We start from the raw sequence: 13,124 nt of genomic DNA on the forward strand, positions 1-13,124 counted from the left end.
CCGATTCGCCGCCGATGGTGAGCTCCGTCACAATGATCGCAAAAGCAGTCCGGCGGAGCAGGGAGCGTTGTCATGACGGAGCAGGCGCCCGGGTTCGACGTCACTCAGCCCAACGTCGCCCGCATGTACGACTACTACCTGGGCGGCAAGAACCACTTCCCGGCCGACCGGGCGGCGGCCGAGCGGATCATCGAGCTGTCCGAGGGGCACGTACGGGAGGCCGTGCGGGAGAACCGCGCGTTCCTCGGCCGGGCCGTGCGCTACCTGGCGGCCGAGTGCGGCATCCGCCAGTTCCTCGACCTCGGCGCCGGGCTGCCGACGCAGGGCAACGTCCACGAGATCGCGCTGGAGCACGCGCCCGACTCGCTCGTGACGTACGTGGACAACGACGCGGTGGTGGCGGCGCACGCGCGGGCACTGCTGGAGGGTGATCCGCGGGTGCGCTTCCTGGAGGGCGACCTGCGCAGGCCCGAGGAGATCGTCGCCGCGGCGTCGGCGGCCGGTATCGCCTTCGACCGGCCCGTCGCGCTGCTGCTGGTGGCCTGCCTCCACTTCGTGCCGGACGAGGAGGACCCGGAGGGGATCGTGGCGGCCTACCGCGAAGTGCTTCCCTCCGGAAGCCACATCGTCATCTCGCACGCCTGCTCCGACCCCGTTCCGGAGGCGATGGCCGCCGCGGGCGGCGTGTACGGCAGGGCCAACGCGCCCTTCGACGCCAGGCCGGCGGCGCGGATCGCCCGGTTCTTCGACGGCTTCGACTTGGTCGAGCCGGGCACGGTGCCGCTGAACGAGTGGCGCCCCGAGCTCGACGCGCTGCCGTTGCGCGGCGGCTTCCTGCCGGTGCTCGGAGGCGTCGGCCGCCGCCCCTGACGGTGGTCACGGCCCTTCCGGCTGGCTAGCCTTGGGACCCGAGTGTGGAACATCATTCGGTTACTGGCGGGTTCACGCGCGGAAGGACGAAGCGGATGCGGATCGGTATGGCCCTCAACTACTCGGGGGGCTTCAAGGAGACCGTCGCCGAGCTGGCCGACTACGAGAAGGCCGGGCTCGACATCGTGTTCGTGGCCGAGGCGTACAGCTTCGACGCCGTCAGCCAGCTCGGTTACATCGCGGCGAGGACCGAGCGGCTGCAGATCGCCTCGGGCATCCTGCCGATCTACTCCCGCACGCCGGCCCTGCTGGCCATGACGGCCGCCGGCCTCGACTACGTCTCCGACGGGCGGTTCACCCTCGGCATCGGCGCCTCCGGCCCGCAGGTGATCGAGGGCTTCCACGGCGTGCCGTACACCGCGCCGCTCGGCCGCACCCGCGAGGTGATCGAGATCTGCCGCAAGGTGTGGCGGCGCGAGCGGCTGGAGTATTCCGGCAAGCACTACACGCTGCCCCTGGAGGGCGGCACCGGCCTCGGCAAGCCGCTCAAGCTGATCAACCACCCGGTGCGCGAGCGCGTCCCGATCGTGATCGCCGCCATCGGGCCGAAGAACGTGGAGCTCGCCGCCGAGCTGGCCGAGGGCTGGGAGCCGATCTTCTACATGCCGGAGAAGGCAGGCGAGGTGTGGGGCCCCTCGCTGGCCGCCGGCCGCGAGCGCAGGGACCCCGCTCTCGGCGAGCTGGACGTGATCGCGCAGGCCGTGCTCGCGATCGGCGACGATGTCGAGGGCGTGCTTGAGCTGGGCCGTTCCATGGCCGCCCTCTACATCGGCGGCATGGGCGCCAAGGGCAGGAACTTCTACAACGACCTCGCCCGCCGCTACGGCTACGAGAAGGAGGCCGAGCAGATCCAGGACCTCTACCTGGAGGGCAGGAAGAAGGAGGCCGAGGCGCTGGTGCCCAGGGAGCTGCTGGAGCGGGTGTCCCTGGTCGGCTCGGAGGGCCACGTGCGGGAGCGGCTGGCCGCGCTGCGCGAGGCCGGGGTCACCACGCTCAACGTCGCACCCATGGCCCCCACGCATGAGGAGCGCGTCAAGCTCATCGAGAAGATCAAGGACATGGCCGCCTGAGCCGCCCGCGCCGCCTGACCTGCCCGCGCCTCGTGAGCGTCTGGGCCGCCCGCGTCGCCTGGGCGGCCCGCGCCGCGCCGCCACGGCTCACCCGCGTGGACGGCACGGGTGCATGCCGGGCGGGTCACCTCGCGTGAGCGGCATACGTTGCAAGGTCGTCCCTGCCCGCACGCCTGGCGGCCCGCCCCGCTCGACGATCTCGGTGGGCTCGGGCCCCGCGGCCTCCTCGGCCGCGGCGTGTGAGTGCCGCCGGGTGGGCGTAAAGTCCGGGACGTGACGTACGAATCCCGCCGCGCGCGGCTGGCCGCGGCGCTCCCCGAGCACGACGCGGCCGCCGCCCTGGTCACCTGGCCGGTCAACGTCCGCTACCTGACCGGCCTGAGCAGCTCCAACGCCGCCGTGCTCGTCACCGCGACGGGTGAGGCCGCGCTCGCCACCGACTCGCGTTACCTGGAGACGGCACAGGCGGTGTGCTCGGGCATCGAGGTGACGCAGGAGCGTGACGTCGCGGGGGCCCTGCTCGGCCGCGTGCCCGCCGCGGCGCGGATCGCGGTGGAGGCCGACCACATGCCGGTGGGGCTGTTCCAGCGGCTGGCCGCCGAGCATGCCGCCCTCCATCCGGCCGGCGGCCTCGTGGAGGCCGTCAGGTCCGTGAAGGACGAAGGGGAGATCGCCGCGCTGCGCCGCGCCTGCGCGATCACCGACGAGGCGTTCTCGCTGGTCGTGGAGCGCATCGCCCCCGGCGTCACCGAGCGGCAGATCGCCCGGTGGCTGGAGGCCGCGATGGTCGAGCTCGGCGCCGACAAGCCGGCCTTCGACTCCATCGTGGCGAGCGGCCCCAACGGCTCGATCCCGCACCACTCGCCCTCCGACCGGCCGGTCGAGCGGGGCGACCTGGTGACCATGGACTTCGGCGCCCGTTATGACGGTTATCACGCGGACATGACCCGCACGGTCGCGGTGGGTCCGCCCGCCGCCTGGCAGCGCGACCTCCACGACCTCGTACGGCAGGCCCAGCGCGCGGGCCGCCACGCCGTACGGGCGGGGGCGACGGCGCACGAGGTGGACGCCGCCGCGCGCGACGTGATCGCCGAGGCGGGTCACGCCGAGCGGTTCGGTCACGGGCTGGGTCACGGAGTCGGCCTGGAGATCCACGAGCTGCCGTTCCTGGGCCCTGGCAAGACCGGTAGACTAGAGGATCGAGTTCCGATCACCGTCGAGCCGGGGGTCTATCTTCCGGGCAGGGGCGGTGTGCGCATCGAGGACACGCTTGTGACGCGTGCTGACGGGCCGGAGCTTCTCACACTGACGACCAAGGAGCTGCTCGTCCTGTAGGGCAGCCGCACGCGGGAGACGCTACGTGGCGACGACGAACGACCTGAAGAACGGACTCGTGCTCAAGCTCGACGGTGGGGAGCTGTGGACCGTTGTCGAGTTCCAGCACGTCAAGCCGGGTAAGGGCGGCGCGTTCGTCCGCACCAAGCTCAAGAACATCCTGTCCGGCAAGGTCGTGGACAAGACCTTCAACGCCGGCGTGAAGGTCGACGTGGCGAACGTCGACAAGCGCGACATGCAGTACTCCTACCTCGACGGCGACGACTTCGTGTTCATGGACACCGAGACCTACGACATGGTCAACGTCCCGCGCGACGTGGTGGGCACCGCGGCCAACTACATGCTGGAGAACACGACCGCGACCGTCGCGTTCAACGAGGGCAACCCGCTGTACGTCGACCTCCCGGCGGCCGTCGAGCTGACGATCTCGCACACCGAGCCGGGCCTGCAGGGCGACCGCTCCACCGGCGGCACCAAGCCCGCCACCCTGGAGACCGGTGCCGAGATCAAGGTCCCGCTCTTCATCACGACCGGCGAGAAGGTCAAGGTCGACACTCGCACCGGCGAGTACCTCGGTCGGGCCTGACGTGTCGGCTCGGGGGAAGGCCCGCCGCCGCGCGCTGGACATTCTCTTCGAGGCCGAGGCCCGGCAGCTGAGCCCGCTCAACGTGCTCGCCGAGCGGGTTGAGCGGGCCGACCCGCCGGTCAACGAGTACACCTCCTTCATCGTCGAGGGCGTGGTCCGGCATCTGGACCGCATCGACGAGCTGATCTCGACGTACGCCGAGGGCTGGACCCTGGAGCGCATGCCGGCCGTGGACCGCAACGTCCTGCGCGGCGGGACCTACGAGATGCTGTGGTCGGAGGAGGTTCCGGAGGGCGTGGTCATCAGCGAGTGGGTGCATCTGGCCGCGGAGCTGTCGACCGACGAGTCGCCGCAGTTCGTCAACGGGCTGCTGGCCCGCTTCAAGCAGCTCAAGCCCTCGCTTTCGCTCTGATCCCACGGTCCCTCGGCCCGACCGGCGGCCCGGCATCCCGGGCGGCCAAGGCGGTCCGGGAGGCCGACAGCTCCGAGAGGCCCGACAGGGAGGCCGCAAGTGCGTGACGCCACACGCCGCGCCGTCGTCTGGGAGGCGCTGCGCGCGCTCCTGGCCGAGCGGACGGCCGCCACCGGGCGCGAGACGCTCGACATCGTCGACGCCGGCGGTGGCACGGGCGGTTTCGCCGTGCCGCTGGCCACGCTCGGGCACACCGTGACGGTGGTCGACTCGACCCCCGACTCGCTGGCCGCACTGGAGCGCCGCGCCGCCGAGACGGGCGTCGGCGTGAAGGGCCTGCAGGGCGACGCCGCCGACCTCGGCGACCTGCTGGCGCCCGGCAGCGCCGACCTGGTGCTGTGTCACAGCGTGCTGGAGTACGTCGAGGACCCGGCGGGTGCGCTGGGCGCGGTCGGCGGCATCCTGCGGCCCGGCGGCGTGGTGAGCGTGCTGGCCGCCAACTCGGTCGCCGCGGCCGTCCACCGCTCGCTGGCCGGCCACTTCGACGAGGCGCGCCGGGTGCTGTCCGACCCGGCGGGCCGCTGGGGCGACCGCGACCCCACGCCGCGCCGCTTCTCCCGTGAGACGCTGGGCGAGCTGCTGTCCGGCGCCGGGTTCACCGTCGGCGAGGTGCAGGGCGTGCGGATCTTCGCCGACCTCGTGCCGGGCATGCTGGCCGAGAGCGACCCCGAGGGCCTCGTGGCGCTGGAGCGGGCGGCGGCCACCCATCCCGTGCTCCGCGACATCGCCACCCAGATCCACGTCATCGCCTATCGTCAGTAGAAAAGATGTTCGGATAGCGTGGTGGTCGGGTAGGGTGACCTCATGTCCCGGAATCAGCTGCTGCCTCGGGATCCGTCGCCACCGCCGGACGGCCCGGCCGACGACAGCGGCTGCCCCATCCTCCATGTGGACATGGACGCCTTCTACGCCAGCGTCGAGCTGCTCGACCGTCCGGAGCTGCGGGGCACCCCGGTCATCGTCGGCGCCACCGGCGCGCGCGGGGTCGTGCTGAGCGCCACCTACGAGGCCCGCAGGTTCGGGGTCCACTCGGCGATGCCGATGACCCGGGCCCGGCGCATCTGCCCGCAGGCCACGGTCATCCCGCCCCGCCACGCGAAGTACGCCGAGGTGTCCCGCGGCGTGATGGAGATCTTCCAGTCGATCACCCCGGAAGTCGAGCCGATCGCGTCCGACGAGGCGTTCCTCGACGTGGGCGGGGCCCGCCGCAGGCTCGGCAGCCCCGCGGCCATCGCCCGCATGATCCGCGCCCAGGTGGCCGAGCGGTTCGGCATCACCTGCTCGGTGGGGGTGGCGAGCACGAAGTTCGTGGCCAAGCTCGCCTCGCGCCAGTGCAAGCCGGACGGCCTGCTCGTGGTCCCGGCCGACCGCGTCGTGGAGTTCCTGCACCCGCTGCCCGTCGCCGCCCTGTGGGGCGTGGGAGAGCGCACCGAGCAGGCCCTCGTACGGCTCGGCATCCGCACCGTGGGCGACCTGGCCCAGGTGCCGGTGGCGACGCTCCAGCGTGAGTTCGGCGCCGTCGGCGCGCACCTGGCGGCCCTCGCCTGGGGACGCGACGACCGCCGGGTGGTGCCGCACGCGCCCGACAAGAGCATCGGCAACGAGGAGACGTTCCCGCACGACGTCGACGACCCTGAGACGATCAGGCGTGAGCTGCTGCGGCTGTCGGAGCGGGTCGCCGCGCGCCTGCGGGCCGGTGGGCATGTCGGCCGCACGGTCAGCGTCAAACTCCGACGATCCGACTTCACGACCATCACCCGGTCGCGTACGCTGCGCGAGGCGACCGACGTCGCGAAGGAGATTTTCGACACATCATGCGAGCTCTACGAGGCCGCCGGGCTGGAGCGGGTGCGGTTGCGGCTGGTCGGCGTGCGTGTGGAGAACCTGATCCCGGCCGCCGCGGCGACGCGTCAGCTCGGCCTGGGGGAGCGGGAGACCGGCTGGCGGGAGGCCGAACAGGCCATGGACCGGGCGGCCCGCCGCTTCGGTCCGGACGCGGTGAAACCGGCATCGCTTGTTCGGCGTCCGTTTGGTCCAATAGGTCTATGACGTCACCTCCGGTTTGGACCGCGTTGGACGTTTTCTTTCGCCTACGTCTGAGGCCTCGTATTCTGGGGATAACCGACCGCGAGGTTCGGACACCCCGTGTCGTCCGTTGCCGTCTTCCCCTGAATGGGGCCGTCCTTGGGAGGCGCCGTGCCGCTGTCTGAGCACGAGCAGCGCTTGCTCGACCAGATCGAGCAGGCCCTCTATGCCGAGGACCCGAAGTGGGCGAACACCGTACGGATCAGCGATCCGCGCAGCCACTACAAGCGCCGCCTGGTGAAGGCCTCCATAGGCTTCGCACTCGGCGTGGTCCTGCTGATGGTCGGCGCCGTCGCGGCCCAGATCTGGCTCGGTGCCGCCGGCTTCGTGGTCATGCTGGCAACCTGCCTGTGGGGCCTGTCGAGCTGGAAGCGCATGAACGGGTTCGGTGACTCCCCGCCGACGGCCCGCGGCCGCGGCCGCCGTCCCCAGCGCCAGAGCTTCATGGAGCGCATGGAGGAGCGCTGGCGCCGTCGCCACGACGAGCACTGATCCCCATCACGACCTGAGCCACCGCCGGTGGGCCCGCTTCCCGGGCCCACCGAGTCGTCTGCGGCGCCCCGCGCCCCCGGCTCGCCCGCGGCGCGCGTCCGCGCTGATCGGTGCTTTCGCCCCGCCCTGCCCGCGGGTGCTCGCCTGCCGCGCGCTTTCCCCCGTCCGCCCCAAAAGGGAACGGCACCCCCGGCCAGTGGCCGCCGGGGGCAGGGCGATCAGCGGCGGGCGCCGGTGAGGGTCCGCTCCTTCGCGGTGTCGTCGGCCCGGGTGCCGTCCGGGCGTTCCGGCGTGGCGGCCGCCCGCGTTCCGCCGGGCCGCGCCCGCCAGAGCCGGGGCCGCAGCCCCTCCAGCCGGTCGAAGACGTCGAGCGCGCCCTCGCCGGCCGCCCGCACCCGCAGCAGCACGGACATCGGGGCGAGCGCGGCCCCGAGACGCCGCCACCGTGAGGCCTTCGACGCCAGATCGCGCCTGATCCGGCGCAGGTCCGCCGGGACGGGCCCCGACGCCGAGGGCGTGGGGGCGTACCTGAGCCGTTCCTCCGACGTGACGACGCGGGTGAGCGCCTCGGCGGCCTGCGGCCCGAGCGCGTACCGCTCGCCGATCCGGCGGCCGAGCGCGCGCGGCGTCTCGCTCGGCTCCCCGGCCATCCCCAGGTCCGTGAGCATGTCGCGCAGCTCGGCCCAGGCCGCGTGGCCTCCCGCCGCCGTACGCGTGACCAGGCGAAGGCGACGACGTCGCACCAGGACCCGCGCGGCGGCGGGCAGCAACAGCAGCGCGAGCGCGGCGGCGACGCCGATGCCGATCTCGACGGGCACGGGCATGCCGGGGTCGGCCGCGATGGCCGTGCCGTCGAGGTCGCGGTCGAGCTGGCGCGGGTTCGGCCGGGCCGGTCCGGCGCTCTGCCCGGCGTCGTCCTCCGCGCTCGACGACGGCCCGTCGGACGGGTTCGCCGTCGGGCCGTCCGTCGGCGTGACAGGCAGCGAGTAGAGCGGCACCTGGGCCGTGCCCTGCCCGGTGGCGCCGGTGGGGGTGGGCTCGAACCGCAGCCAGCCGATCCCGTCGAAGAACAGCTCCGGCCACGCGTGGGCGTCGTGGGTGCGGACCGTCCACTCGTTGCCGATCTTGGTGCCGCCGGTGTATCCGATCGACACCCGCGCCGGGATGTTGAGCAGACGCGCCATCACGGCCATCGCCCCGGCGAACTGCTCGCAGTAGCCGGTGCGGTCACGCAGCAGGAACCGGGACAGCGCCTGCGCGCCCGATCCGGACGCGCGCACGTCGTAGGTGAACCGGCCGTCCTGGGTGAACCACTCCTGCAGCTTGACCGCGGCCTCGTACGGCGAGGCGGCGTCGGCGGTGATGCGATGGGTGAGGGCGGTCACCCGCGGGTCGAGTCCTTCGGGCAGCTGCAGGTAGCGGTCGCTGTCCGGGAGGGTCACCGCCGTGCGCAGCTCGGTCAGGGTGGGCTCGGGCTCCTCGGTCATCACCCGGTAGTCGAGCCCGGCCGCCTCGTCCTCGGTGGAGAAGACCATGAGCGAGGCCCGGTCGGCGCGCCAGTCGCCGTCGGCCTCGACCTGCCTGGCCGGGTAGGGCAGCGGCAGGAAGTGGAGCGTGTCGATCTCATCGCTCATCTTGACCCGCATCTCGGCGCGCTTCACCGTCACACCGGGCCGCAGCCCGGGAGCGGGCGGCAGCGGCCCCTCCGACACGCGGTCTTCCGGGCGTCCGCGCAGCGGGGCCAGCGTCCACTTCGTCCCGTCGAAGATGTCGAGCGAGAAGATCCGCAGATAACGCGGCACGTCGTCGCTGCTGGTGTAGGTGAGCACGGTCGCGTTGCGCTGCTGCCTGAGCTGGCCGCCGAGCTTGGCGATGGCGTCGGGGATGCCGATGTTGCCGCCGCCCCCGCCGAGGCCGTTGCCGACGCCGAAGCCGAACAGCGGATCGGGGGAGAGGGCCGGCAGCAGCGCGGGCACCAGCACGGCCAGCGCGATCGCCGTCACGCCGATGCGCTTGCCCGACAGGGCGAGCCGCTCGGTGTCGGGGGCGGAGCCGCGCGAGGCGTCGGATGAACGCCGCACCACGACGGCCCGGCCCCAGCGGCTCAGCCGCTCGCGCCCGTCGGCGACGAGCAGGCCGATGTAGCCGAACGCCGCGACGACGAACGCGATCCACCCGATCGGGTCGGTGATGACCGCCGCGGGCACGGTGAACAGGGCGAGCATCGGCAGCCCGGCCAGCGCCGCCCGGCGCAGCCGCACCGCGAAGACGTCCACGAGCAGGGCGATCAGCGCCACACCCGCCGTGGTGAGCAGCACGATGCCGGGACGGTCCGGCACCGGGGCGGCGTACTGCTGGATGCCGTCATATCCGGAGGCGATCAGCTTGGCGAGCCGGATGACCGAGTCCTTGGTGGGGATGATCCGCAGCCACGCCTCGTCGGGCGTGAAGACGAGCGTCAGGTAGATCAGGACCGTCACGGGCGTCACGGCGGGCGCCACCCATGGGCGGGCGCCCAGACGGGAGGCCACCGTGCCGGTCACGGTGACGACCAGGATCGCCCCCATGCAGGACCAGAACCAGGTGCCGCCCTCGAAGAGCGGATAGAGCGTGATCGTGACGGCTGCCGTGGCCAGCCCCGCCGCAACCGGCAGTTTCATTGCTTCCTACCTTCCGTCCCGCCGGTGCGGCCGGCTCAGGCCGCGCTCCTCTTGTTTCCGGCCTGCGGCCACACGTCGGCGAGCGGCGTGCCGGCGGGCAGGTCGAGCACCCGCCACCCGGCGCCGGTCAGGACCGATCGAGCGGCCCGCGCGTTCTCCTCGGCGACGGCGTCCCAGGAAGCCCCGTGCCCGGACGCGCGGTCCCAGGAGGCGAGGTCGAGCAGGATCGCGACGGCGGTCACGCCCGAGTGGCGGAGCTGGGCGAGCGCCCGGGCCTCCTCCGGATCGAGCCCCCCGAGGACCGCGATGATCAGGCCCTCGCCGCCGCCCTGACGCAGCGCGCCGATGCCGTGCTCCAGCGAGCGCGCCGTGCTCTGCCGGATGACCGAGAGCGTGTCGAGCAGCGACCACGACTGGCCGGTGTCCACCACGTGTCTCGCGCCCTGGTCGGTGACCAGGCGCAGGGCGAGCCCCTCCGCGGACAGGTGCACGCCGATGGACGCGGCGGCGGAGACCGCGACCTCGAACGACGAGCGCGGCCCCTCCCCCCGGTGGGCGTGCCTGCGGGTGTCGAGCAGCAGCGCGCCCCGGCTCTGCCACTCCTGCTCCTCGCGCCTGACCATCAGCTCGCCGTGCCGCGCCGTCGAGCGCCAGTGGACGCGGCGCAGGTCGTCGCCCTGGCGATACTCGCGCGGCGCCACGTCGTCGTCGCCCGCCGCCGCGACCGACCGCGTACGGCTGTCGCCGCCGCCGCTGTACTCCCCGGAAAGACGCGCCGGCGGCAGCGGCACCACCTCGGGCGTGACCACGAGCGTGTCGGTGATGGTGAACGAGCGGGTCAGCTCGACCAGCCCGAACGGGTCGGCGATTCGCACCGAGAGCGGCCCGATCGGGAAGCGCCCGCGCAGGTCCGAGCTCACCTTGTAGTCGATCTCCCGGACGCCGCGGGACTCCATCCGATCGAGGACGAACCTCGGCCGGGTCCCCAGCGCGTACTGCAGGGTGTCCTCCACCAGCAGCAGCCCGGTGGGCAGCCGGGTGACGTTCTCCAGCCGCAGGGTGACCGTGGTCTGCTCGCCGGCCTGCACCCGCGCCGGGGTGAGCCGTCTGGCGCAGGCCAGCCGATAGCGCGTGCGGGCCACGACCATCGAGGCGAGCAACGGCATCGCGATGATCAGCACGGACACGCGCAGCAGGTCCTGCTCGCCGAGGACGAGGGCGCACAGCAGGGCCGCCACGCCGGACGCGAGGAACGAGCGTCCTCGCGGGGTCAGAGCCTTCAGCCCGATCATGGGCCCTCCGTCACTTGCTCACTGTCACATCGCCGGGCGCGCGCCCTGCTTACCGGCGCCCCGCTTACCGGCGCCCTGCTCGCTCGCGCTCTGCTCGCTCGCACCCTGTTCACTCGCACCCGGTTCACCGCACCCGGCTCGCCCGCACCCGGCTCGCCCACATCCGGCTCGCTCACATCCGGCCCACTCGCGTCCGCTATTTGGCGTCGGGCACCGGGACGCGCCGCACCAGCTCGCCGACGAGCTGTTCGGGGTGGCGGCGCTGCCCCTGCGCCTCCAGGCTCGGCATCAGGCGGTGCGCCAGCACGGGGACGGCCAGCTCCTGCAGGTCGTCCGGGATCACGTAGTCGCGGCCGGACAGCGCGGCGTGGGCCCGCGCGCTGCGCACCAGATGAAGGGTGGCGCGCGGGGAGGCGCCGAGCCGCAGGTCGGGGGAGTGCCGGGTGGCCGCGACCATGTCGACCGCGTAGCGCTTGACCGCCTGGGAGACGTAGACCGCGCGGACGGCCTCGATCAGCGCGGCCACCTCCGCCGTGGTCGCGACCGGTTCCATCTTGTCCAGCGGCTGCGAGGCGCCGTGCACGTCCAGCATCTCCAGCTCGGCGGCAGGCTCCGGGTATCCCATGGCGATCTTGGCGGTGAATCGGTCGCGCTGCGCCTCGGGGAGGGGATAGGTGCCCTCCATCTCGATCGGGTTCTGCGTCGCGATGACCATGAACGGCGCCTCCAGCGCGTAGGTCACGCCGTCGACCGTGACCTGGTGCTCCTCCATGCACTCCAGGAGGGCGGACTGCGTCTTGGGGGAGGCGCGGTTGATCTCGTCGCCGACGACGATGTTGGCGAAGACCGGTCCGGGCTTGAACTCGAACTCACGCGTCTGCTGGTTGTACGCGCTGACCCCGGTGATGTCGCTCGGCAGCAGGTCGGGGGTGAACTGGACGCGCTTGACCGGGCAGTCGATGGAGCGCGCCAGAGCCTTGGCGAGCATCGTCTTGCCCACACCGGGCACGTCCTCGATCAGCAGGTGGCCCTCCGCCAGGAGCACGGTGAGAGTAAGACGGACGACGTCGCTCTTGCCTTCGATCACCGATTCGATCGAGGCGCGGATCCGGTGGGCGGTGTCGATGAGATCCTCGAGCCGAGCTGAAGCATCGGTGACGTCGGGAGTTACTGCCACCAGGCCTCCATGAGGGTGCGTCCCCGAGAATGGGGCGTTATACGTTCCTTTTCCATTCTGTGTACTGACCCTATGTCCCCTCTGGTTCTCGAGCGACTTTGTCCGGAAATCCGGGTGAACTGCCCACAGTGTTGTGGCGTCTCTTCACGGTCGCGTGGCGCGTTCGTCCGAATCCCGTGACATCCCGTGACTTTTCGCGACTTCCCGCGCCATCCCGCGACTTCCCGCGCCATCCCGCGACGTCCACCGGCGTCCCGTGCGGCGGCTCATGGCACCTGAAGCCTGGCGCGCTCCACTTCCCTCCACCCGGTTCCCCCACCCCTCTCCTGCCGCCCCCGGGAACCCCGTACGCGCCGGGGTTTCCGGGGTGCCGACACGCCCGTGCGCGGGGCGGGGGGCGCCGCGGCGCCCCACCCCGACCCACCCCATTTCACCTGCGAAAACGCCGTCGATTTTGAATGCCGACACGGCCAGAATCGGTTGACGGTGGGGAGAAGTGGAGTATGGTGGTGCGCAGTGGAGGGCAGGGGCTATAGCGCTGAGCGCTCCACAAGGCACAGGAGGTGGGTCCGGTGTTCCTTGGCACCCACCACCCGCGCCTCGACGACAAAGGACGGCTGTTCCTGCCGGCGAAGTATCGCGAGGAGCTGGCGGAGGGTCTGGTGATCACCAAAGGCCAGGAGCGCTGCCTCTACGTCTTCCCCGTAGAGGAGTTCCAGCGCATCACCGAGGCCCTGCGTACCGCTCCGGTGACGGCGAAGGCGGTCCGCGACTACAGCCGTGTCTTCTTCGCCAGCGCGTCCGACGAGGTGCCGGACAAGCAGGGACGCATCACGATTCCCCAGACGCTGCGGCGTTACGCCGGGCTGGAACGTGACTGCGTCGTGATCGGCGCCAACACGCGACTGGAGATCTGGGACGCCCAGGCATGGGACACCTACCTGGAGGCCCAGGAACAGGCATTCTCCGATCTGTCGGAGGAGGTGCTGCCCGGGATTCTGTAGATCGGTCCTTTCTTTTGATCA

The 13,124-nt window shown here is 72.0% G+C and carries 12 protein-coding genes; 9 read left to right on the top strand and 3 right to left on the bottom strand.

From position 1 onward, the window contains the following. Positions 1-72 precede the first annotated feature (72 nt). From HCK04_RS01305 to HCK04_RS01340, 8 genes are all read left to right on the top strand, one after another. On the top strand, positions 73-870 hold the full coding sequence (locus HCK04_RS01305; protein WP_142645001.1) for an SAM-dependent methyltransferase: 798 nt from the start codon (positions 73-75) through the stop codon (positions 868-870). Between the two features lie 95 nt (positions 871-965). Further along, positions 966-2,000 (top strand): LLM class F420-dependent oxidoreductase, encoded by a 1,035-nt coding sequence (locus tag HCK04_RS01310; RefSeq protein ID WP_142645002.1) that lies wholly within the window; start codon positions 966-968, stop codon positions 1,998-2,000. A gap of 273 nt (positions 2,001-2,273) precedes the next feature. Beyond that, positions 2,274-3,335 carry an aminopeptidase P family protein gene (locus HCK04_RS01315; protein WP_142645003.1) on the top strand — a complete coding sequence of 354 codons (1,062 nt, stop codon included), beginning with the start codon at positions 2,274-2,276 and terminating at the stop codon, positions 3,333-3,335. A 25-nt stretch (positions 3,336-3,360) separates the two neighbouring features. Next, positions 3,361-3,921, top strand: a complete 561-nt coding sequence (efp, locus tag HCK04_RS01320; RefSeq protein WP_142645004.1) for an elongation factor P — start codon at positions 3,361-3,363, stop codon at positions 3,919-3,921. A 1-nt stretch (position 3,922) separates the two neighbouring features. Next, positions 3,923-4,333 carry a transcription antitermination factor NusB gene (nusB, locus tag HCK04_RS01325; protein ID WP_142645005.1) on the top strand — a complete coding sequence of 137 codons (411 nt, stop codon included), beginning with the start codon at positions 3,923-3,925 and terminating at the stop codon, positions 4,331-4,333. Between the two features lie 99 nt (positions 4,334-4,432). Beyond that, positions 4,433-5,155, top strand: coding sequence for a methyltransferase domain-containing protein (locus HCK04_RS01330; protein WP_142645006.1), 723 nt, complete (start codon positions 4,433-4,435; stop codon positions 5,153-5,155). Positions 5,156-5,197: 42 nt separating this feature from the next. Continuing rightward, entirely contained in the window at positions 5,198-6,442 is a 1,245-nt protein-coding gene (locus HCK04_RS01335; RefSeq protein WP_142645007.1) for a DNA polymerase IV, read from the top strand. 147 nt (positions 6,443-6,589) lie between these two features. Further along, the gene (locus HCK04_RS01340) at positions 6,590-6,970 is read left to right on the top strand and encodes a DUF3040 domain-containing protein (protein ID WP_142645008.1); all 381 of its coding nucleotides are present in this window, start codon (positions 6,590-6,592) and stop codon (positions 6,968-6,970) included. Between the two features lie 218 nt (positions 6,971-7,188). On the opposite strand, the gene HCK04_RS01345 is transcribed toward HCK04_RS01340, so the two are convergent. The 3 genes from HCK04_RS01345 to HCK04_RS01355 all read right to left on the bottom strand — a co-directional run bounded on the left by HCK04_RS01345 (position 7,189) and on the right by HCK04_RS01355 (position 12,099). Beyond that, positions 7,189-9,630 carry a DUF3488 and transglutaminase-like domain-containing protein gene (locus tag HCK04_RS01345; RefSeq protein WP_142645009.1) on the bottom strand — a complete coding sequence of 814 codons (2,442 nt, stop codon included), beginning with the start codon at positions 9,628-9,630 and terminating at the stop codon, positions 7,189-7,191. Between the two features lie 35 nt (positions 9,631-9,665). Then, on the bottom strand, positions 9,666-10,922 hold the full coding sequence (locus HCK04_RS01350; protein WP_142645010.1) for a DUF58 domain-containing protein: 1,257 nt from the start codon (positions 10,920-10,922) through the stop codon (positions 9,666-9,668). Between the two features lie 196 nt (positions 10,923-11,118). Continuing rightward, entirely contained in the window at positions 11,119-12,099 is a 981-nt protein-coding gene (locus tag HCK04_RS01355; protein ID WP_142645011.1) for a MoxR family ATPase, read from the bottom strand. Between the two features lie 572 nt (positions 12,100-12,671). Between HCK04_RS01355 and mraZ the strand changes: the two genes are divergently transcribed. After that, positions 12,672-13,103, top strand: a complete 432-nt coding sequence (mraZ, locus tag HCK04_RS01360; RefSeq protein WP_079318531.1) for a division/cell wall cluster transcriptional repressor MraZ — start codon at positions 12,672-12,674, stop codon at positions 13,101-13,103. Positions 13,104-13,124 lie beyond the last annotated feature (21 nt).

This window comes from Microbispora sp. CL1-1 (assembly GCF_012034195.1).
GTDB lineage: Bacteria > Actinomycetota > Actinomycetes > Streptosporangiales > Streptosporangiaceae > Microbispora.

Coding starts and splice junctions, on each gene's coding strand:
- HCK04_RS01345 (WP_142645009.1), bottom strand. CDS start 9,630: ATGAAACTGCCGGTTGCGGCGGGGCTGGCCACGGCAGCCGTCACGATC.
- HCK04_RS01310 (WP_142645002.1), top strand. CDS start 966: ATGCGGATCGGTATGGCCCTCAACTACTCGGGGGGCTTCAAGGAGACC.
- HCK04_RS01350 (WP_142645010.1), bottom strand. CDS start 10,922: ATGATCGGGCTGAAGGCTCTGACCCCGCGAGGACGCTCGTTCCTCGCG.
- HCK04_RS01335 (WP_142645007.1), top strand. CDS start 5,198: ATGTCCCGGAATCAGCTGCTGCCTCGGGATCCGTCGCCACCGCCGGAC.
- HCK04_RS01305 (WP_142645001.1), top strand. CDS start 73: ATGACGGAGCAGGCGCCCGGGTTCGACGTCACTCAGCCCAACGTCGCC.